Source organism: Streptomyces sp. NPDC100445 (genome assembly GCF_044759735.1).
Taxonomy (GTDB): Bacteria; Actinomycetota; Actinomycetes; order Streptomycetales; family Streptomycetaceae; genus Streptomyces.
In genome coordinates, this window is record NZ_JBIVZV010000006.1 from 164,342 (window position 1) to 185,051 (window position 20,710).

The 20,710-nt window shown below is 74.1% G+C and carries 17 protein-coding genes; 4 read left to right on the forward strand and 13 right to left on the reverse strand.

Going from position 1 to position 20,710, the window contains the following annotated elements:
* Positions 1-28: 28 nt before the first annotated feature.
* The 7 genes from cobA to ACIQVT_RS17070 form a co-directional block, all read right to left on the reverse strand.
* Positions 29-1,261, reverse strand: coding sequence for a uroporphyrinogen-III C-methyltransferase (gene cobA, locus ACIQVT_RS17040; protein WP_403753406.1), 1,233 nt, complete (start codon positions 1,259-1,261; stop codon positions 29-31).
* 145 nt (positions 1,262-1,406) lie between these two features.
* The gene (cobT, locus tag ACIQVT_RS17045; protein WP_403753409.1) at positions 1,407-5,612 is read right to left on the reverse strand and encodes a nicotinate-nucleotide--dimethylbenzimidazole phosphoribosyltransferase; all 4,206 of its coding nucleotides are present in this window, start codon (positions 5,610-5,612) and stop codon (positions 1,407-1,409) included.
* A gap of 342 nt (positions 5,613-5,954) precedes the next feature.
* On the reverse strand, positions 5,955-7,166 hold the full coding sequence (cbiE, locus tag ACIQVT_RS17050) for a precorrin-6y C5,15-methyltransferase (decarboxylating) subunit CbiE (RefSeq protein WP_403753411.1): 1,212 nt from the start codon (positions 7,164-7,166) through the stop codon (positions 5,955-5,957).
* 101 nt (positions 7,167-7,267) lie between these two features.
* Positions 7,268-7,906 carry a GNAT family N-acetyltransferase gene (locus tag ACIQVT_RS17055; RefSeq protein WP_403753413.1) on the reverse strand — a complete coding sequence of 213 codons (639 nt, stop codon included), beginning with the start codon at positions 7,904-7,906 and terminating at the stop codon, positions 7,268-7,270.
* Between the two features lie 141 nt (positions 7,907-8,047).
* Positions 8,048-8,878 (reverse strand): MetQ/NlpA family ABC transporter substrate-binding protein, encoded by an 831-nt coding sequence (locus tag ACIQVT_RS17060; RefSeq protein WP_403753419.1) that lies wholly within the window; start codon positions 8,876-8,878, stop codon positions 8,048-8,050.
* 69 nt (positions 8,879-8,947) lie between these two features.
* The gene (locus ACIQVT_RS17065; RefSeq protein ID WP_403753422.1) at positions 8,948-9,685 is read right to left on the reverse strand and encodes a methionine ABC transporter permease; all 738 of its coding nucleotides are present in this window, start codon (positions 9,683-9,685) and stop codon (positions 8,948-8,950) included.
* On the reverse strand, positions 9,682-10,725 hold the full coding sequence (locus ACIQVT_RS17070) for a methionine ABC transporter ATP-binding protein (protein ID WP_403753425.1): 1,044 nt from the start codon (positions 10,723-10,725) through the stop codon (positions 9,682-9,684). The genes ACIQVT_RS17065 and ACIQVT_RS17070 overlap by 4 nt, the downstream gene beginning before the upstream one ends.
* Before the next feature lie 589 nt (positions 10,726-11,314).
* Here ACIQVT_RS17070 and ACIQVT_RS17075 point away from each other — a divergent pair.
* Positions 11,315-11,674: a hypothetical protein gene (locus ACIQVT_RS17075; RefSeq protein WP_403753429.1), complete on the forward strand. Its 360-nt coding sequence runs from the start codon at positions 11,315-11,317 to the stop codon at positions 11,672-11,674.
* 1 nt (position 11,675) lies between these two features.
* Positions 11,676-12,095, forward strand: coding sequence for a hypothetical protein (locus ACIQVT_RS17080; RefSeq protein WP_403753431.1), 420 nt, complete (start codon positions 11,676-11,678; stop codon positions 12,093-12,095).
* Between the two features lie 38 nt (positions 12,096-12,133).
* On the opposite strand, the gene ACIQVT_RS17085 is transcribed toward ACIQVT_RS17080, so the two are convergent.
* From ACIQVT_RS17085 to ACIQVT_RS17095, 3 genes are all read right to left on the reverse strand, one after another.
* Positions 12,134-12,631: a GNAT family N-acetyltransferase gene (locus tag ACIQVT_RS17085; protein ID WP_403754087.1), complete on the reverse strand. Its 498-nt coding sequence runs from the start codon at positions 12,629-12,631 to the stop codon at positions 12,134-12,136.
* A 45-nt stretch (positions 12,632-12,676) separates the two neighbouring features.
* Positions 12,677-13,183: a sigma-70 family RNA polymerase sigma factor gene (locus tag ACIQVT_RS17090; RefSeq protein ID WP_403753434.1), complete on the reverse strand. Its 507-nt coding sequence runs from the start codon at positions 13,181-13,183 to the stop codon at positions 12,677-12,679.
* Between the two features lie 92 nt (positions 13,184-13,275).
* On the reverse strand, positions 13,276-14,451 hold the full coding sequence (locus tag ACIQVT_RS17095) for a glycerophosphodiester phosphodiesterase (RefSeq protein WP_403753437.1): 1,176 nt from the start codon (positions 14,449-14,451) through the stop codon (positions 13,276-13,278).
* A 434-nt stretch (positions 14,452-14,885) separates the two neighbouring features.
* On the opposite strand from ACIQVT_RS17095, the gene ACIQVT_RS17100 reads away from it, so the two are divergent.
* Both ACIQVT_RS17100 and ACIQVT_RS17105 read left to right on the forward strand, forming a co-directional pair.
* The gene (locus tag ACIQVT_RS17100; protein ID WP_403753440.1) at positions 14,886-15,506 is read left to right on the forward strand and encodes a lysophospholipid acyltransferase family protein; all 621 of its coding nucleotides are present in this window, start codon (positions 14,886-14,888) and stop codon (positions 15,504-15,506) included.
* Between the two features lie 259 nt (positions 15,507-15,765).
* Positions 15,766-17,406, forward strand: a complete 1,641-nt coding sequence (locus tag ACIQVT_RS17105; protein ID WP_403753443.1) for a multicopper oxidase family protein — start codon at positions 15,766-15,768, stop codon at positions 17,404-17,406.
* A 28-nt stretch (positions 17,407-17,434) separates the two neighbouring features.
* On the opposite strand, the gene ACIQVT_RS17110 is transcribed toward ACIQVT_RS17105, so the two are convergent.
* The 3 genes from ACIQVT_RS17110 to ACIQVT_RS17120 all read right to left on the reverse strand — a co-directional run bounded on the left by ACIQVT_RS17110 (position 17,435) and on the right by ACIQVT_RS17120 (position 20,571).
* Positions 17,435-18,958 carry an MFS transporter gene (locus tag ACIQVT_RS17110; protein WP_403753446.1) on the reverse strand — a complete coding sequence of 508 codons (1,524 nt, stop codon included), beginning with the start codon at positions 18,956-18,958 and terminating at the stop codon, positions 17,435-17,437.
* Positions 18,955-19,506: a TetR/AcrR family transcriptional regulator gene (locus tag ACIQVT_RS17115; RefSeq protein ID WP_403753449.1), complete on the reverse strand. Its 552-nt coding sequence runs from the start codon at positions 19,504-19,506 to the stop codon at positions 18,955-18,957. The genes ACIQVT_RS17110 and ACIQVT_RS17115 overlap by 4 nt, the downstream gene beginning before the upstream one ends.
* Before the next feature lie 93 nt (positions 19,507-19,599).
* Positions 19,600-20,571: an aldo/keto reductase gene (locus ACIQVT_RS17120; RefSeq protein ID WP_403753452.1), complete on the reverse strand. Its 972-nt coding sequence runs from the start codon at positions 20,569-20,571 to the stop codon at positions 19,600-19,602.
* Positions 20,572-20,710: the final 139 nt, after the last annotated feature.

A 20,710-nucleotide genomic window follows, 5' to 3' on the forward strand; every position in this document is an offset into this window, starting at 1 on the left:
ACCGCCGGGACGGGAGGTCAGGACGGCGTCACACCCCGGTCCCGGAACCGGCGTGTACGACCTCGCCGATGACGATGACCGCCGGGGGCCTGACGTCCTCGGCGCGGACCGTCTCCGCGACCGTGGCTAGGGTGGCGTCCACGCGCCGCTGCGCGGCCGTCGTCCCCTCCTGGACCAGGGCGACCGGCGTCTCGGGGGACCTGCCGTGCGCGACGAGCGTGTCGGCGATCTTGCCTATCTTGTCGACGCCCATCAGGACCACCAGGGTGCCGGTGAGTTTGGCGAGCGAGGGCCAGTCGACCAGGGAGCGCGCGTCGTCCGGGGCGACGTGGCCGCTGACCACGGTGAACTCGTGGGCGACGCCCCGGTGGGTGACCGGGATGCCGGCGGCGCCGGGCACCGAGATCGAGCTGGAGATGCCGGGGACCACCGTGCACGGGATGCCGGCCTCGGCGAGCGCCTGCACCTCCTCCATGCCGCGGCCGAAGACGTACGGGTCGCCGCCCTTGAGCCGGACGACGGCCTTGCCCTGCCTGGCGTGCTCGATGAGCGCGTCGTTGATGGCCTCCTGGGCCATGTACCGGCCGTACGGGATCTTCGCCGCGTCGATCACCTCGACGTGCGGCGGGAGTTCGGCCAGTAGGTCGCGCGGGCCCAGCCGGTCGGCGATGACGACGTCCGCCTCGGCCAGCAGCCGGCGGCCGCGGACCGTGATCAGGTCGGGGTCGCCGGGGCCGCCGCCGACCAGCGCCACCCCGGCGGTGCGGGAGCGGTGGTGCGGGGCGACCAGGGTGCCGTCGCGCAGGCCCTCGACGACCGCGTCCCGGATGGCGGCGGTGTGCCGGGGGTCGCGGCCGCGCGCGTGGGTGGTGAGCACGGCGACGGTGACGCCCTCGCTGTGGCCGGTCGCCGGGGTCCACGCCGTCGCCCGGTCGGCGTCGTCGGAGCGCACGCACCAGACGCGGTGCCGCTCGCCCTCGGCGGAGGCCCGGGTGTTGGCCTCGGCGTCGCTGGTGGCGATGAGGGCGTACCAGGCCTCGGCGAGGTCACCGTCCGCGTAGGGGCGGCGCAGCCAGGTGATCTCGCCCGCGTCGGCCATCGCCTCCACCGAAGGGGTGGCCTCGGGGGAGACGAGGACGACGTCCGCGCCGGCCGCGATCAGGGCGGGCAGCCGGCGCTGGGCGACCTGGCCGCCGCCGAGGACGACCACGCGGCGGCCGGAGAGGCGGAGGCCTACGGGGTAGGCGGGGTGTTCAGCCATGAGGGGCGGCTCCTCCTGCGGCGGTGCGGTGGGCCCGCTGCGACTGCGGAGCGGCCCTGACGTGCGGATTTTACGGTGTGGACAGGGCAGGCGACACGGGTGGTCCGGCAGTTGAACACCGGGCCACCCGTGATGTCCGTGACGCCTACTTCTCGGTGACTCCCGCCGAGTCGAAGGTGGCCACCTCGTGCATCGCCCGGGCCGTGCTCTGCACCAGCGGCAGGGCCAGCAGCGCGCCCGTGCCCTCGCCGAGGCGGAGGTCCAGGTCGACCAGGGGGCGCAGGCCCAGCTTGTTCAGCGCGGCGACGTGACCGGGCTCGGCGCTGCGGTGGCCGGCGATGCAGGCGGCCAGCACCTCGGGGGCGATGGCGCGGGCCACCAGGGCGGCGGCACCGGCGCTGACGCCGTCCAGGATCACCGGCGTGCGCAGGGACGCGCCGCCGAGGAGCAGGCCGACCATGGCCGCGTGCTCGAAACCGCCGATGGCGGCCAGGACGCCGATCGGGTCGGCCGGGTCGGGCTGGTGGAGTTCCAGCGCGCGCCGCACCACCTCGGTCTTGCGGGCCAGGGTCTCGTCGTTGATGCCCGTGCCGCGGCCGGTCACCTCCGCCGGGTCGGCGCCGGTGAAGACGGAGATCAGCGCGGCGGACGCGGTGGTGTTGGCGATGCCCATCTCACCGGTGAGCAGCGCCTTGTTGCCGGCCGCCACCAGGTCGCGGGCGGTCTCGATGCCCACCTCGATGGCCGCCCTGGCCTCCTCGCGGGTCATCGCGGGGCCGGTGGTCATGTCGGATGTGCCGCCGCGGATCTTGCGCGGCAGCAGGCCGGGGGTGGCGGGCAGGTCGGCCACGACACCCACGTCCACGACACACACCTCGGCACCCACCTGGGCGGCGAAGGCGTTGCAGACGGCTCCTCCGCCCAGGAAGTTGGCCACCATCTGGGCGGTGACCTCCTGCGGCCAGGGGGTCACGCCCTGGGCGTGCACGCCGTGGTCGCCGGCGAAGATCGCCACGGCGGCGGGCTCCGGGATCGGCGGCGGGCACTGGCGGGACAGCCCGGACAGCTGCGCGGAGATGATCTCCAGCATGCCGAGGGCGCCGGCCGGCTTGGTCATGCGCTTCTGACGCTCCCACGCCTCGCCGAGCGCCTTGGCGTCGAGCGGGCGGATCTGTGCGACGGTCTCGGCAAGCAGGTCGTGGGGGTCCTCTCCGGGCAGGGCGCGGCGGCCGTACGTCTCCTCGTGCACCACCCAGGACAGGGGGCGTCTCCTGGACCAGCCGGCCTGCATCAGCTCGGGCTCGTCCGGGAACTCGTCGACGTACCCGACGCACAGGTAGGCGACGACCTCCAGGTGCTCGGGCAGGCCGAGCGCGCGGACCATCTCCCGCTCGTCGAAGAAGCTGACCCAGCCGACGCCGAGGCCTTCGGCGCGGGCGGCGAGCCAGAGGTTCTCCACCGCGAGCGCCGAGGAGTAGGGCGCCATCTGCGGCTGGGTGTGTCGGCCGAGGGTGTGCCGGCCGCCGCGGGTGGGGTCGGCGGTGACGACGATGTTGACCGGGGTGTCGAGGATGGCCTCGATCTTCAGTTCCTTGAACTGCTTCGCCCGGCCCTTCGGCAGCGACTTGGCGTACGCCTCGCGCTGGCGCATCGCCAGTTCGTGCATGGTCCGCCGGGTCTCGGCGGACCGGATGACGACGAAGTCCCAGGGCTGGGAGTGCCCGACGGAGGGCGCGGTGTGCGCGGCCTCCAGGACGCGCAGCAGCACCTCGTGCGGGATGGGGTCGCCGCGGAAGCCGTTGCGGATGTCGCGGCGCTCGCGCATCACCTTCAGGACGGCCTCGCGCTCGGCGTCGGCATAGCCGGGCGCGGCGGGGCCGGTGGACCGGCGTGGTTCCGCCGCCGGGGGCGTGCCGTCCTCCTGGTCGGCGGCCCTGGTCGGCAGGTCCTCCGCGTGCTGTACGAGGTCGGGGGCGGGCTCCGCCTCCGGTGCGGCCGGCTCCGCCTCGCGGGGCGCGGGCACGGTGGCCACGGCCTCCGGCTGCGGCTCCGGCTCCGGCTGCTCATGCGGCACCTGGGCCTGGGGGCCCTGGGGGATCTGCGGGTCCTGGGGCACCTGCGGGTTCTGAGGCGCCTGCGGGTCCTGGGGCGTCTGCGGGTTCTGTTCGTCCCTGGGGAGGACGAGCGGATGGGGCGGAGTGGGTGCCAGGTGCGGGGTGGTGGGCACCTGCCCCTGCACCGGCACGAACTGCCCGAACGTCTGCTCCGGGTGCGGGTCCTCCGGGAGGACGGCGGGCAACGCCTGCTCCGGGATGGTGACGGAGGGCGGCTGCTCGGGATGGTGCGTGGGCGCGACGGCCGGCGCGGGATCGGTCGCCGGGTCCGGCACACCGGGGACCGCGGCGTCCGGTGCGGCGGCGTCCGGTGCCTGCGGGAGAGGCTGCGGACCGGCGGGGCGGTCGACGGCGGGGGCCGGGGCGGCCGGGGCGTCGGTGCCCTGTGGGGCGTACTCGACGAGCTGCGGGCCCTGCGCCTGGGGCACGGCGGTCTCCACCGGCGCCGGAGCCACCGGCTCGGCGGGGGCCTCGGGAACGGGGTCGCTGTCCCCCGCCGCCTGGGCGGGAACGGCGTCCTGGACGGGAACGGCGCCGGGTACGACGGGCTGCGCCGCGAGGGCGAGGGGGGCCGGGGCGACGGGCTCGGGGGCGACGGGCGCCGCGGCCTCCGGTGCCTGGTCCGCGGCGGACTCGGCGGGCTCGGCGGTCACCGCGACGCCGGGGGCGTCCGGGAACGGCTGGGCCGGAGCGGGCGTCCCGGGGTCGCCGGCCGCGTCGTGCGGGGCGACGGTCCCGGCGGCCGTCGCGACGGCGACGCCGGCGCCTTCCGGGGCGGGGACCGCGTCCGCAACCTGCGGAAAGTCCGGGGCAGGGACCGCGGCCGCAGCCTGCGGAACGTCCGGGACCGCCACCGCGTCGGCGGGCTCGGCCGCGTCCTCGACGGTGACGGCGAGCGCCTGGGCGGCCGGGGACGGCGTGCCGTCGGCCACCGGCTCGGCGTCGGCGGGCTGTGCGGTGGCCCCGGTCGGCGCGGCGTGGGCGTACTCCGTACCGGCGTCCGGCAGGACGGCCGCGTGCGACTCGGCCGGTGCGAGGGGCTGGGCCGACTCGGTCACCACCGGTACCGCCTCCGAGGCCTCCTCCACGGCCTCGACGACCGGAGCGGGCTCCGAGAACTCCACACCGGCCGGTACCGGGTGCACCGGCGGCTCCGCCGCGGGTGCGTCCTGCGCGGTCGGGTCCGCCACGGCGGCCTGGGCCGGCGCGGGCACCAGGTCGGCGGACTCCTGTCCGGCGGCCGGGTCGGGCGCGCCGGCCGGGACCTCGGCGATCCCGGCGGGCACGGCCTCCGGGTCCTCGGTCACGGCGGCGTCGGCGGCCGGCGCGGCCTGTGCCGGCGGGGGCACCTCGGCCGGCAGGGTGCCGTCGGCCGGGACCTCGGCGGCCACCGGGGCCCGCGTCTCCTCGGTGAGGTGCTCGGCGCCGGGCACCACCGGCGCCGGGTCGGCGTCGGCGGTCTCGGCCGGGGGCGCCGGCGCGTCCCCGGCAACGGGCACCACCGGCGCGGTCGCCTCCCCGGCGTCCGGTCCGGCCGGCGGGGCGTACCCGGCGTCCTGGGCATGGGCGACGGGTTCCGTCACCGGGATGCCGTGGGCGTCGGCCGGCTGCGCCTGGGCGGCGAGGCGGGCCATCGCGGCCTGGGCGGCGTCGCCCGGGTCAACCGTTTCGGCAGCGGGTGCCTGGGCCGGGGGTGCCGCGCCCCAGGGGGTCGCGGTCTGCGGGACCATGTCCCGCAGCGGCTGGGCGTCGAGGTACTCCGGGCCGGCGGCGGCCGGTCCGGGCTGCCGCACCGGCGCGCCCGCGGGTCCGCGGTCGGCGAGGGAGCGGACCGGGCTCGCGGAGGTGTTCGGGATCGGCGGGCCGAGGTGCAGCGGGCGGCGTGCCTGCTGGGCCGCGGACGCGGGGTCGTGCGGCGCGGACAGGATGGGCGACGGCGGCACCGACGCCGGGCCCGAGTGCGGCAGGCGGACCCCGTTGAGGTCGACCGAGCCGGTGTCCCGGCCGGCCGTCTCGTGCGGGCCCGGCTCGTGGACGGCCTCCACCACCGGTTCCGGGGCGGGGGGCGGCACCTCGTTGCCCCAGGCGCCCTGGGCACCCGGCAGCAGCAGGTCTTCGTCCTCGGCGGGAGCCTCGGCGAGGTAGGTGTACGCACCGTGCGGGGGAACGCCCGGCTGCTCCACCATGCCTGCGCCCTCCGGCTGCCCCTCGCCCGGGACCTGGCCGGTGTCCGTCATGCGTACCCCTCGCCCATCGGTTGATGCTCCTACGACCCGCTCACCCGGAACGGCGCACCGCCCGCCCCTGGTGAAGAACGAGCGTCCGCGCCGAGCGGCACGAACGACCCGCCGGAAAAGGCGACAAAGCCATTCAGTGGCATTGTCCCGGCCGTCGCGCCGTCGCGACAGCATGATCCGCGACAGCGCGCTGTGGACTGCGCCACGTTGCGCGTCCGTCCGGTCCGCCATACCACACCCACCCCAAAACGGGCGCGCTTTCCGGACATTGGCGAACGAAGTTCGGGCCGCCGGTGCGGTACAACGATCGGCCAGCCTACCGCGCGCGGTACGACAACCCGATCACGGGGCGCGATCCGGCAGTACCCCGCTGAGCAGGAACGCGACACTCCGCTCGGTCTCCGTCCAGGCCCGGGTGTCGAGTTCGACGGACTGGAGCAGGGCGCACTGCACCCGGTACCCGTGCTCGGTGAGGTCGCGGCCGACGCGTTCGGCGGCGTCGCGGGTCGCGGCGTGCGTGACGATGCGCTGCGGGCGCCGGTCGGCGACCGCGGAGACGACGGCCGGTCCTCCGCCGCCGATCCGCACGACGTCCGGTTCGGGCAGGTCCTCGAGGACGTGCGGGGCGTCGCCGCGGACGACCTGGAGCTGGACGCCGCCGCGCCGGGCGGCGGCCTCGGCGCGGGCGCAGGCCTCCGGGTCCCGGTCGACGGCGATGACGGCCGCTCCGGCGAGCGCGGCCTCGGCGGCGAAGGCGCCGCTGCCGCAGCCGATGTCCCAGACCAGGTCGCCGGTCCGGGGGCCGAGCCGGGCGAGCTGGGCGGCGCGCAGCAGTTCCGTCTCGCCCTCACCGAGTCCGCCGCCGTAGGTCTCGTCGGGCTGGACCCAGCCGCGCGGGCCGGCGCCCGGGTCGCGTCCGGCGATCCAGCCGCCGCCCTCCCCCGCGCCGGCCGGCCCGCCGATGACGATGACGACGTTGGGGTCGCGCCAGATGTGGTCGGCGGCCTTGTCGGAGGTGACGACGCTGACCTGTTCGCGCGCGGTGCCCAGTTCCTCGCAGATGACGAAGGTGCGGTGCACGCCGTCCAGCAGGAGCCCGAGTTCGGCGGGGCCGGCGCCCGGCGCGGTGAGGACGGCGACCTTGGCGTGGGCGCGGCAGACGTTCACGGCGCGGCGCAGGGTGCGCGGGTGGGCGACGACGACCTGGGCGTCGTCCCAGGGCATGCCGGCGCGGGCGAAGGCGGCGGCGACGGCGGAGACCGCGGGGACGACCTCGACCTCCAGGCCGAACTCGGGTGCGCGCAGGCTGCGTACGACACCGAAGAAGCCGGGGTCCCCGTCGGCGAGCACGACGGCGGTGCCGCGGTGGTCCGCGATGCGGCGGGCGGCCAGGGCGAGGCTGCCGAGGCGGACGCGTTCGGCGTGGGCGGGCAGTTCGGGGAGTTCGAGGTGGTGGGCGGCGCCGGCCACCAGGGTGGCGGCGCCGAGGGCGGCGCGTGCCGCGGCGGTCAGCGGCGAGCCGTCCCAGCCGATCACCGTGACCCGGTCGGCCATCGTCGTCAGTCTCCCGTGGGTCGTGCGGCTCTTTTCGAGGGGGCCCGGGGCGGGCTCCGTGAGGGTACCCGGTGCGGTGCGGGGGCCGGGTGGCGGGCGGCTCAGTTCCAGTCGGGGTACGAGGTGAACCCGTCGGCGCCGGTGCGCTGGTCGCCGACCCCGGCGAGGTCCTCCGGCAGCAGGCTCCAGACGATGACGTCCGTGCGGACCTCGGACCACGCGCCGTGCCCGGTCCTGGCGCGCGCTATCCAGGCGTTGCGCAGGACGCCCTCGCTGATGCAGCCGATCTTCTGGGCCACCTGCTGGGAGGCGGTGTTGCCGGCGGCGGTGCGTAGTTCGAGCCGCTCGAACTTCTGGTCGTGGAAGAACCACTCGGCGATCGCGAGGGCGGCCTCGGAGGCGTACCCCTCGCCGCGGGCCCAGGGGGCGATGACGTAGGCGAGTTCACTGGAGCGCAGGCGCCGGTCGGTGTTCTGGAGGTGCACGATGCCGACGAGCCGCTGGGTGAGGAACTCGGTGACGGCGAGGACGATGCCCCGGCCCCCGGTGCGCTCCCCGGGGGCCGTACGGGTGATCCACTGGTGGGCGTGGGCCTCGGTGTAGGGGTGCGGGACGCTGGTCCAGGCGACGACCTGCTCGTCGTTCATCATCTCGGCCAGGGCCGGGACGTCGTCCTCGTCGAGGGGGCGCAGCACCAACCGCTCCGTGCTGATGGAGATGTTGGGGAAGGTGCTCGTCATGCGCCGCTCCGTAACCTTCGGTAGTTCTCGAATGACCGTCAGGCCTGCTGAACTGCCCAGCATGCAGCATGAAACCACCGGACCGCACGACGGGGGGTTGCCCCGCCGCGCGGTCCGCGGGAACGGATCGGGAGCGGTGGATCAGAAGGAGGGGATGACCGAACCCTGGTACTTGTCCTCGATGAACTTCTTCACCTCGGGGGAGGTGAGGAGCTTGGCGAGCTTCTTGACCCGCGGGTCCGTCTCGTTGCCCTTCTTCACCGCGAGGAAGTTGCCGTACGGGCTGTTCTTCGGGGACTCCAGGACCAGGGCCTCCTTCGCGGGCTTGATGCCGGCGGAGATGGCGTAGTTGCCGTTGATCACGGCCGCGTCGACGTCGTCCAGGGAGCGCGCGGTCTGGGCCGCCTCGACCTCCTTGAACTTGAGGTTCTTCGGGTTCTTGGTGATGTCCTGCGGGGTGGCCTCGTTGCCGACGCCGTCCTTGAGGGTGATCAGCCCGTGGGAGGCGAGCAGCTTCAGGGCGCGGGCCTCGTTGACGGCGTCGTTCGGGACGGCGACGGTCGCGCCGCTCTTGAGGGCGTCGGCCTTCTTGACCTTGTGGGAGTAGAGGCCGAGCGGCTCGAGGTGCACGGTGACGACGGGGACGATGTGCGTGCCGCGCTTCTTGTTGAAGTCGTCCAGGTACGGCTGGTTCTGGAAGTAGTTGGCGTCCACGTCACCGTCCTCGGTGGCCGTGTTCGGCGTGATGTAGTCGGTGAACTCCCGGACGTCCAGGTCGAGGCCCGCCTTCTTCGCCAGGTTCTTCTTGACGAAGTTGAGGATCTCGGCGTGCGGGGTCGGGCTCGCGGCGACGACCAGCGGGCCGGTGTGGTCGGAGGAGCCGGAGTCCTTGTCCGAGCCGCAGGCGGTGAGCCCGAAGGTGAGGGCTCCGGCGGCGAGGACGGCGGTGGTGATCTTGGCGGTGTTACGCACGAAAAGTGCCTTTCCTTATGGGTGGTGCGGCCCCGTGTCGGGTTACGGGGGGTCTGCGGGAGGAGGTGGTCAGGCGACCTTGCCGATGTCGGCGGCCGCCGGCTCCTTGGCCTTGAGCAGGCGGAGCCTGGGCGCGGGGCCGGAGTGGGCGCCGCGGCTGTGCAGCGAGCGGGCCACGAGGTCGCCGGCGAACTGGATGACGGTGATGACCACGGCGAGGATCGCCACGATCACCCACATGAGTCCGGTCTCGAAGCGCTGGTAGCCGTAGCGGACGGCCAGGTCGCCGAGGCCGCCGGCGCCGACGGTGCCGGCCATCGCGGAGTAGCCGATGAGGGCGACGAGGGTGGTGGTCGCGGAGGCGATCAGGGAGGGCAGGGCCTCGGGCACCAGGACCTTGCGGACGATGGTGAAGGTGCTGCCGCCCATCGACTGCACGGCCTCGACGAGTCCGCCGTCCACCTCGCGCACGGCGGTCTCGACGAGCCGGGCGAAGAAGGGGATGGCGCCGATGGCCAGCGGCACGATGGCCGCGTCACGGCCGATGCTGGTGCCGGTGACGAAGCGGGTGAGGTCGGTCAGGGCGACCATGAGGATGATGAACGGCATCGAGCGGGTGATGTTCACGACCTGCCCGATGACCTTGTTCACCACGACGTTCTGGAGCAGGCCGCCGCGTTCGGTGAGGACGAGCAGGATGCCCAGCGGCAGACCGCCGACGACGGCGATGACCGTGGACCACCCGACCATGTAGAGGGTGTTCCAACACTCGGGCTCCAGCAGCTCCCACATCTCGGACCAGGTCACTTCGCACCCTCCTTGACCAGCAGGGGCTCGTCGCCCTCGTGGCCGACGACATCGATCTGAAGGCCCTGTTCGCGCAGGAAGCCGACGGGCACCACGTTGTCCTCGTAGCGGCCGGGCAGCTCGATGCGCATCCGGCCGATCTGGAGGCCGCCGACGGTGTCGATGGCGGCGCCGAGGATGGAGATGTCGATGTTGTAGGTGCGCGCGAGCTGGGAGATGACCGGCTGGGTGGCGGCCTCGCCGTGGAACGTGACGTCGAGGACGGTCCGGTCGGTGCCGGTCGCCTCGCCGCCCACCGGGAACAGCGCGGCGGCGAGCGTGGAGCCGGGGGTGGCCAGCAGCTCGCCGACCGTGCCGGACTCCACGATGCGGCCCCGCTCCATCAGGGCGGCGGAGTCGCAGACCGACTTCACGACGTCCATCTCGTGGGTGATGAGCAGGACGGTGAGGCCGAGCTGCCGGTTCAGGTCGCGCAGCAGCTGGAGGATGGAGCGCGTGGTCTCGGGGTCGAGGGCGCTGGTGGCCTCGTCGGAGAGGAGCACCTTGGGGTCGCCGGCGAGGGCGCGGGCGATGCCGACGCGCTGCTTCTGTCCGCCGGAGAGCTGCGCGGGGTAGGCCTTCGCCTTGTCGCCGAGGCCGACCAGGTCCAGCAGTTCCAGGGCCTTGCGGGAGCGTTCCCCGCCGGACCTGCCGAGGATCTCCAGCGGCAGTTCGACGTTGTCCTGGACGGTCCGCGAGGAGAGCAGGTTGAAGTGCTGGAAGACCATGCCGATGCGGCTGCGGGCGCGGCGCAGCTCCCGGCCGGCGCGCGGGCCGCGGCCGGCCAGGGCGGTGAGGTCCTGCCCGGCGACGGTCACGGTGCCGGAGGTGGGGCGCTCCAGCAGGTTGACGCAGCGGATGAGGGAGGACTTGCCGGCGCCGGACTGGCCGATGACGCCGTAGACCTCGCCTTCGCGGACGTGCAGGTCGACGCCGTCGAGGGCGGTGACCTCACGGCCGCGGGAGCGGTAGACCTTGGTCAGGCCCGAGGTGGTGATCACGTGGGTTTCCGTCACTGTCGAGTGCGCGGGCGCGGGTGTGCCCGGGCACGAATGCGTGGTGTGCGTTCGGTCAGGGACGCGGCACGGTTCTCGGGTGGCGGGGATACCGGGAGAACGGCGTGTGCGCGGCGGCCTCGGTCACCGGCGCCGGGGTGCCGGCGCGGGGCGGGCCACGGCTCTCGCTTCGGGGCGCGAGGCTCGGCTGGTGCGGGGGCCCTCTAGAAGGCGCACATTCGACACGGACACATACAACGAGCACCGGGCGTGCTGGTCGCCTCGGTCGCAAGGGTGCGGCTGCTCGTCGTGGTCATGCGATCAGTAAAGCAGACGTACGGTCCTGACCGGCCGCCGCTGTCCGGATGGTGGACAGCCGCGGACACGGTCCGGCCGGGGACGGCGGTCACCGCGGGCGCGCCCGTGACCAGGGCCGACGGGGCCGGCGAGACCGGGACGCCGGGCGGGCGTCCGACTCGGGCACCGGCGGGTTGTGGCCAACGCCACGGCGGTTCCGCCGGCCGCGCGCGGGGGCCGGTGGCCGTGCGGCGGGGTCGGCGACGGTGGGCCTTTTCGGCCGTAATAGGGTCACGGCATGCTCAACGTCCTGATGCTGGTGACCGGGGTCGCCGCGCTGTCGCTCGCCGCCTGGTGCGGCTGGGCCGCGTACCGTGACCAGCCGACCAAGGACTGGCACTTCATCGGCATGGCGGTGGTGTCGCTGCTGGCCGTGGTCCAGTTGGTGACCGGCATCGTGCTGCTGGCGCGGGGCGAGAAGCCGGAGCAGGGCACGACGATCTTCGTGTCGTATCTGCTGGGCGCGTTCGCGTGCGTGCCGGCGGCGGGTCTGATGTCCCTGGCCGAGCGCACGCGCTGGGGTTCGGTGACGGTCGCGGCGGGCGCTGTGGTGCTGGCCGTGCTGGAAGTGCGGCTCTACGACATCTGGGGAGGCTGAGGTGACCGCGGTGGAGGAGAAGCCGGTCCGGCTGATCGGCGGGCCGGGCCTGCTGCTCGTCTGGTTCTACGGCGTGATGGTGGTCGGCGCGCTGTCGCGGTCGGCGTACCAGATCGCCACCGGGTTCGACCGGGCGCCGCTGGCGTACTCCCTGTCGGCCGTGGCCGGCGTGGTCTACGCGTTCATCACGTACACGCTGGTGCGGGGCGGGGAGACGGCCCGGCGGGCGGCGACGGTGTGCTGCGCCGCCGAACTGGCGGGGGTGCTGCTCGTCGGCACCTGGACGCTGGTCGACCGCTCGGCGTTCCCGGACGCCACCGTGTGGTCCGACTACGGCATGGGTTACGTCTTCATCCCCGTGCTGCTGCCGCTGTCCGCCCTGTACTGGCTGCGCAGGGCGCGCAACCGCCAGGGCGGCTGAGAGCGACGGACGGGGCGCCCCGCTCGGGGCGCCGCACGTCAGGCCGTCTGCGCGTACTCCCCGGCCGGCTTCTCCAGGATGATCATCTCGACGCCGTCGGCGCCCTTGGCCCGGCCGACCGTCTCGTACCCCACCCGGCGGTACAGCCGCAGGTTGCCCTCACTGCGGTGACCGGTGAAGAGGCGGAACCGGGTGGCGCCGCGCTCCCCGGCCAGTGCCGCCTCGGCCGCGCGGAGCAGCCGGGCGCCGATGCCGTGCCCCTGGAGGCGCGGGTGGACGCAGAGCTTGCCGATGGCCGCGGCGCCGTCGTCGGTGACCCGGCCGCGCACGGAACCGACGACCTCCTCGCCGAGCCGTGCGACGAAGACGCAGTCGCCCTCGACCTCCCGGCGGACGGACTCCAGGCTCTGGACGAGCGGGTCGATGCGGTAGTTGCCGTACAGCGCCGCCTCGCTCTGGAAGCACAGGTACTGGAGTCTGAAGATCTGCTCCGCGTCCTGCCCGGTCGCCACCGAGATGGTCACGCTCATGCCCATGTGCGCACGCCTCCCGCTCACCTGATCACCTGTCGTCCCTCACTCCTATCCCCGCCCTCCGCGGGAAGCAACCTCCGGGGTGAGCAGACGCCTGAGACATCCCAGACATCTGGAGCGTTCCGGCCCGAGACTGCCCTGTGAGATACCCAACTCCCCCGCGATCTCGCGGTAGGTCGGGTCCTTCGGGGAGAGCAGCGCCTCCAGGAGGCGGGGGCAGCGGCCGGGCAGGCGGCGCACGGCGTCCCGCAGCGCGCGGTACCGGGCGGCAGTGAGCGCGTCCTGCTCGGGGCCGGGCCGGGCGTCGTCGGCGGGTTCGACGCCGTACGGCCGCTCGCGGCGGTTGGTGCGCCGGGTACGGCGGGCCTCGGCGCGCACGGCCCTGCGCAGCCAGCCGTGCGGGTCCGTCGGCGGGCCGTCGGTCTCCAGCCGCTCCAGCAGGCGCAGCCACACGGCCTGTTCCAGATCACCCGGCTCGCTCCCGGTGGCATATGCCTCGGCGGAGGCCTCGGCGGTCAGCAGGGGGTGCAGGGCGGTCACCAGGTCGGGCGTCATGTGCGGAACGACGAGCCGCCCCGGCCGCGGGTTGCCGGGGCGGCGCACAGTCACCCCGAACGGGGGTTTGACGGACCGGGGGGTTGACGCCGTCAGCCGCGCAGGAAGTCCTCGCGGGCCGCGACCCCGGTGTCGGCGTTGTCGGTGAAGACACCGTCGATACCGGTCGCGAAGTACGTCCGGAACGCGCCGAAGGCGTCGCCGTACCCGTCGGCCGCGCCGCCCTTGCGGTACTCGGCCGGCAGGAAGGGGTTCTCGTTGCGCATGGTGTAGGGGTGCAGGACCAGGCCCACCTTGTGGGCGTCGCGGACGAGCGTGCCGGGCCGGCCCAGGGTGCCGTCGGCGTTCTTGGGGATGACCAGGTCCAGGGTCGGGCCGATGCCCTGCGCGTAGCCGGCGATCTCCCGCAGCCCCTTCGGGGTGATGAGGTCGGCGACCGTGCGGGGGTCGCCGGTCGCGACGAAGTCGTAGGGCCGGCTGTCCGCCGAGGAGAGCAGCACGACCAGCGGGTTGTCGACCAGCCGGTTGAGCCGCTGGATGCTGGTCGGTTCGAACGACTGGAGGATGACCGGCGCGTTCCTGCCGTCCTTGCCGTGCCTGCGCAGCAGCTTCGCCACCCGCTCCTCCAGCGGGAGGCCCAGCGCGCGGAAGTAGGTGGGGTGCTTGGTCTCGGGGTAGATCCAGACCTGCCGGCCGCGCCTGCGGGTCTGCTCGTCCTGCCACGCCAGGACTTCCTCGAAGGTGGGGATCTCCCAGCGGCCGTTGTACAGGGTGTTGTGCGGCCGGTTGGCCGGGATGCGTTCGACGGCCCGCAGCGTCTTCAGTTCGGCGAGGGTGAAGTCCTCGGTGAACCAGCCGGTGGTGGGCACGCCGTCGAGCACCTTGGTGGTCCTGCGGTCGGCGAACTCGGGGTGGGAGGCGACGTCCGTGGTGCCGCCGATCTCCGGTTCGTGCCGGCAGACGAGGTGGCCGTCGCGGGTGGGCACCAGGTCACCCGCCTCGACGACGTCGGCGCCCAGGTCCAGGGCCAGCTCGTAGGAGCCGAAGGTGTGCTCGGGGCGGTAGCCGCTGGCCCCCCGGTGGCCGATGATCGTCGGCACCGGCAGGCTCTTCAGCCCGCGGCCCGCGCGGCCCGCCGCGGGGGCCCCGGCGGCCCGGGCCGTGCCGGGCAGCCCGAGGGCCGCTCCGCCCGCGCCGAGCACCGCGGCGCCCAGCAGCGCCCGCCGTCCCGTTCCCTGTGTCCGCCCGTCCGCCTGGTCGCTGTCCATGCGCGCTCTCCTGCCGCCTTCGCCCTGTGTCGTGTCCGGCGCCCCGTGCCCGGGCCGCGTCTGGGTGCGGGCCGATCGTAGGGGTGGGCGGGTGACGGGAGGGAGACCCCGGCGCGAACGCCGGGATGCGGTCGTACGTCCACCGGGGGCGGCGGGAGGTGACGGCCCGTCGGTGCGGGCGGGGGCCCGGCCGCGCGATGTGCGTCACACCGGCACCCGCGCCCGAACGGCCGGCGGACATGCGCAACCGCAGGTAAACCCGCGTCAACTCTTCGTAAGGCCTCGGCGAACCGGGCGTTCCCGATGTGCGCACCGGCCGGACCCGCGAGTAATGTCCTCACCTGCACAGACACATATCGTTTCCCTCGCCGTCGGAGGACCCGTTGTCCCGCTTCGCGCTCATCAAGGCAGTGCTCGGACCGATCATGCGTCTGATGTTCCGCCCACAGGTGGAGGGCGCGGAGCACATCCCCGGGGACGGCCCGGTGATCCTGGCCGGCAACCACCTCACCTTCATCGACTCGATCGTGCTGCCGGTGGTCACCAAGCGGCAGGTGTGCTTCATCGGCAAGGACGAGTACGTCACCGGCAAGGGCTTCAAGGGCCGGCTGATGGCGTGGTTCTTCACCGGCGTCGGCATGATCCCGGTCGACCGGGACGGCGCGAACGGCGGCGTGGCCGCGCTCATGACGGGGCGCCGGGTCCTGGAGGAGGGCCGGGTCTTCGGCATCTACCCGGAGGGCACCCGGTCGCCCGACGGCCGGCTGTACCGGGGGCGCACCGGCATCGCGCGGCTGACGCTGATGACGGGCGCGCCGGTGGTGCCGTTCGCCATGATCGGCACGGACAAGCTCCAGCCGGGCGGCCGGGGCTTCCCGCGGCCCGGGCGGGTCACCGTGCGGTTCGGCGAGCCCATGGAGTTCTCCCGCTACGAGGGCATGGACCGGGACCGGTACGTGCTGCGGGCGGTGACGGACTCCGTGATGACCGAGGTGATGCGGCTGTCCGGGCAGGAGTACGTGGACATGTACGCCACGAAGGCCAAGGCGGCGTAGGGCCTGTTCGACGATTGCCGTCGGCGCCCGGAGGGCGGCCGCGCGGTGCCGGCCGCGTGCTCTCGGCACGCCGGTGAGAGTGCGTCCATGGCGTCGCGCGGCAGACGCGAATCGTCGGACAGGACCTGAGGACCGGCTCCCCGTCCGGCGGGCGTAACGACACGCGTCCGTCCGCCTGCCGGAGGAATCTGACCCCGACACATGGGGCATTCGGCCGCTTCTCCGGGCCATCTGACCGCATGACATGTCTCATTTAGGCATGTTCACACCTTCTCGGCGTACCCTGCTCCGTGCCCCCGTCGCCGGTGCGGGCGCGGGACTCCTGGCAGCCTGCACCAGCTCCGGCTCCGGCTCGCGGCCCCGGTCGGGCCCCGAAGACAGCGGCGCCCAGGGTGACTTCGTACCGGCGGGTCCCCGGGGGTACGTGAACCCCTCGGACCCCGAGGTGCGCGCCGCCGAGCGCAGACGCGGCGCCGGGCCCGTACGCACGCACCGGTTCACCGCGGCCGAGAGCACGCTGGACCTGGGCGGGCGGACCGTGCGCAGCTGGGCGTACAACGAGTCCCTGCCCGGCCCGCTGGTCCGGGTCACCGCCGGTGACGTGCTCGACCTGACGCTCGCCAACCGGCTGTCCGCCTCCACCACGCTGCACTCCCACGGGGTGCGGCTGCGCTGCGACATGGACGGCACCCCGGATGTGACGCAGGCGGCCATCAAGCCCGGGGCGGACTTCCGCTACCGCTTCACCGTGCCGCACCCGGGCACCTACCTGCTCCACTCCCACGTCGGCATGCAGCCCGACCGCGCGCTGTACGCGCCGCTCGTCGTCGACGACCCCCGGGAGCCCCTCTCCTACGACAAGGAGTGGCTCGTCGTGCTGGACGACTGGGTCGACGGGGTGCAGGGCTCCACCCCGGACGAGGTGCTGCGCCAGCTCAAGCCCGACGCGGGCGGCGGGATGTCCATGTCCATGTCCGGCATGGCGGGCCCCGGCCACGGCAGCCCGCACCCGCACGGGACCGCGAGCCCGCACGCGTCCCCGTCCAGGAAGCAGGTGGGTCCCTCCCGGGTGCTGCGCGAGTCCCACAGCCGGATCCTGCACGGCGACGGCGGCAGCGTCGACTACCCCCACTACCTGGTCAACGGGCGGGTCAACACCAGCCCCTCGGTGTTCCGCTGCCGCCCCGGCGACCGGATCCGGCTGCGCATCGTCAACGCCGGCTCCGAGACCGCCTTCCGGGTGGCGCTCGGCGGCCACACGATGACCGTCACGCACACCGACGGCTACCCCGTGCGGCACAAGGAGACCGACGCCCTGCTCGTCGGCATGGCCGAGCGCTACGACGTCCTCGTCACCGCGAAGGACGGCACCTTCCCGCTCGTCGCGCTCGCCGAGGGCAAGAAGGGCCAGGCGCTCGCCGTCCTGCGCACCGGCAAGGGCAGGGACGTGCCGAAGCCGGACGTGCGGCCGGACGAGCTGGACGGCAAGGTCGTCCCGGCCCGGCGCCTGCTGCCGGCCGAGTCCGTGGCGCTGTCCGCCCGGAAACCCGACCGGGAGCTGCGGATCCGGGTCACCGGCACGATGGAGAAGTACGACTGGGGCTTCGACCACCAGCCCTTCGACGTGCGCCGGCGCCACCCGGTCAAGGCCGGCGAGCGGGTGCGGCTGACCCTCATCAACGCCACCGACATGTGGCACCCGCTGCATCTGCACGGGCACACCTTCTCGATGACCGGGCTGGACGCCGCCGGGGCGCTGAAGGACACCGCGGTGGTGCTGCCGCACCGCAAGCTGGTCGTCGAGTTCGACGCCGACAACCCCGGGCTGTGGATGCTGCACTGCCACAACCAGTACCACTCGGAGACCGGGATGATGACGTTGCTGGGGTACCGGCGCTGACCGGGCGCGGGAGCCGGGCGCGCCGGCCTCACCCGGAGCTCTCCAGCTCCTGGTGCCGCAGCAGGAACCAGGAGACCGCCGAGGCCGCCAGCAGGACCGCCGCTCCCGCCGCCGAGGCCAGGTGCAGGCCGTGGACGAAGGACGTCCGGGCCGCGTCGAGCAGGGCCTCGGCCCGGTGCGGGGCCAGGTGCGCCGCCGCCTCGGTGGCGGCGCCGAGTGACTCGTGCGCCTCGGTCGGGGTGCCGGCGGGGCCCTGGAAGCCGCGGTAGACGCCGGTCACGATGGAGCCCAGCAGGGCGATGCCCAGGGCCGCGCCCAGTTCGTACGCCGTCTCGGAGACCGCCGAGGCGGCGCCCGCCTGGTCCCGGGGGACGCTGGAGAGGATGACGTCGGCCGTCACCGTGAACGAGAAGCCCGCGCCGATCCCGACGACCAGCAGGGCGGCGCCGAGGACCGGGTATCCGGTGGAGCGGCCGAGCATGGTCAGGGCGGCCAGGGCGACGCCGACGGCGGCCAGGCCGCCCGAGACCACCGTGCGGACGGTGAGGCGCCGGGCGGCGCGGCCCGCGACCAGACCGGCCGCCACCGCGCCCACGGCGGCGGGCAGTTCGGCCAGGCCCGCCTCCAGCGGACGGCGGCCCTGGACGAGCTGGAGGTACTGGGAGAGGAAGAACACCAGGCCGGACATGCCGAGGACGGTCAGCAGGTCGGCGAGGACCGCGCCGCTGAAGCCCCGGCTCCGGAACAGGCGCATGTCGAGCAGCGGGACCGGCATGGTGAGCTGGCGGCGGACGAAGCCGTACAGGGCGGCCGCGCCCAGCAGGCCGGCGGCCGCGCCCGTCGGGGTGGGGCCGTGGGTGGCGGCCTCCTTGACCGCGTAGACCAGGGCGATCATGCCGGTCAGCGACAGCAGCACGCTGGCCAGGTCCCAGGGACCCGGGCGCGGGTTGCGCGACTCGGGCAGGGTGCGGATGCCGACCAGGACCAGGACCGCCATCACCGGCAGGTTGATCAGGAAGACCGAGCCCCACCAGAAGTGCTCCAGGAGGAAACCGCCGGTGATCGGGCCGATCGCCGTACCGGCCGAGGCGGTGGCGCCCCAGACGCCGACGGCGAGGCTGCGCTCGCGCGGGTCGTGGAAGATGTTGCGGATCAGGGCCAGGGTGGCGGGCATCAGGGTGGCGCCGGCCACGCCGAGCAGGGCTCGGGCGACGATCAGCAGTTCGGGTGTGGACGCGTAGGCGTTGAGGACGGACAGGGCGCCGAACGCCGTGGCGCCGCACAGCAGGATCCGCTTGCGGCCGATGCGGTCGCCGAGGCTGCCCATGGAGACGAGCAGGCCGGCGATGACGAAGGAGTAGACGTCGCCGATCCACAGCAGCTGGGTGCCGGAGGGGCGCAGGTCCTCGCTGATGTAGGGGGTCGCCAGGCCGAGCACGGTGGCGTCGACGGCCACCAGCAGCACGGCCAGGACGAGGACGGAGAGCGCCAGCCAGCGGCCCGGGCGTCGCACCGCCTCGGTCGCTTCGGCCGGCCGCAGGGTGCTGGTCATGGTTCCTCTCTCCGCAGGGCGCCGCCGAGCAGCAGCTCGGCGATCATGGTCGGGAAGTCGCGGGCGGCCACGCGGCCGTCCAGGGTGGCCCAGGCGCAGGAGGCGATGAGGCCGTACAGCGCCTCGGTGAGCCAGGCCGGGGTGAGGTCGATGCGGAAGGCGCCGTCGCGCTGTCCGCGCTGGAACAGGGCGCCGATGCGGGTGTCCAGGCGCTGCCAGCCCTCGTGCTGCCGGTCGCCCTCCCACAGCTGGTTCTCGCCGTAGAGGAAGGCGAGCAGCCCGGCGGCCGGCTGGATCTCGCGCAGCAGCCGGCGTACGGCGTCGGGCGCGGGGCCCTCCTCGGGGCGGGCGCGCTCCAGCGCGGCCTCGCACTCCGCGATGCCCAGCGCCTCCAGCGCCCGGACGAGCGCGTCGCGGCCGGCGAAGTGGCGGTGCAGCGTGGCCCGGCTGATGCCGGCGGCGCGGGCGACCTCGTCCATGGTCGCGGTGGATCTGCGGGTCAGCAGGGCGGCTGCGCTGCGCAGCACGTGGTCGCGATCGATGGCCATGAGACAAGGGTAACCCATCTGAGACATTCATGTCTCACTGCGGGCATGCTTGGCTCATTCCGTCGGGCGCCGGGGTCGTGGTGGAGGCCCGGCTCAGTGCCAGGGCAGCTGTGCGCGCCGCTCCCAGTAGACGTGCGGCTCCTCCGCCAGCGTGGCGAGGCGGGCGAACCGGTCCTCGTCGAGGTCGACCACGGCGGCGTGCAGGTTGGACGTGAGCTGGGCGACGGTCGCGGCGCCGGAGAGGACCACGCCGGCCCACGGCTGCCGCAGGACCGCGGCGAGGGCCACGGCGTCGCAGCCCAGTCCGGACGCGGCGGCCACCTCCTCCAGCGCCCGCGGGGCGTGCGGCCCGGCCAGCCGGCCGTTGGCCATGCCCTCCTTGACGATCACGGTGAGCCCGGCGTCGTGCGCCTCGGCGAGCGCCGGACCGGCCGAGGTCTCCAGCACGTTGTACGTCGACTGCACGGTACGGAAGAGGGGCTCGCCGCCGGTCGTCACGGCGAGCGCGGCGCGGATCGCGTCGGCCTGGGCGGGACCGCTGGTGGAGAAGCCGATGGTGAGACCGCCGGCGGCGGCGTCGGCCAGCCGGGCGTGGAGTTCCTTGTCGGTGAGGGCCGGGCTGTCCGGGGTCACCGAGTGGATCTGGTAGAGGTCGAGCCGGCCGCCGAGCAGGGCGTCGGTCTCGGCGCGCTGGCGTTCGTAGGTGGCGAGGCCGTGGTCCTTGACCTCGTGCCGGTCGGCGTCGGTGGACCAGCCGGCGGTGTAGGTGTAACCCCACTTGCTGCCGACGACCACGTCGTCGGTGCCGGGGCGGGCGTTCAACCAGTCGGCGAGGAACTCCTCGCTGCGGCCGTAGGAGCGGGCCGCGTCGATGTAGCGGACGCCCTGCGCGTAGGCGGCGTCGAGGAGTTCGTGGGTGCGGGCGCGCATCGCCTCGACGCCGCGGTCCGCCCCGAGGTCCTCGTCGCGGCCGAGGTTGATGTATCCGGGGCGGCCGACGGCGGCGAGGCCGAGGCCCAGGTGGCAGGTGGGCGTGGTGGCGGTCGCGAGACGGGCGAAGGGCATCGCGGGCTCCGTGGGTCGGCTCCGTGCGGAGGGCTTTCGACCAACGTAACCCGCGATGACCTTGGACCGGCTCGCCGTGCCGTCCGGGGCGCCCGGTGGGTCGCCCCGGACGGAAGGTGTGCGGCCCGGCGGGCACCGG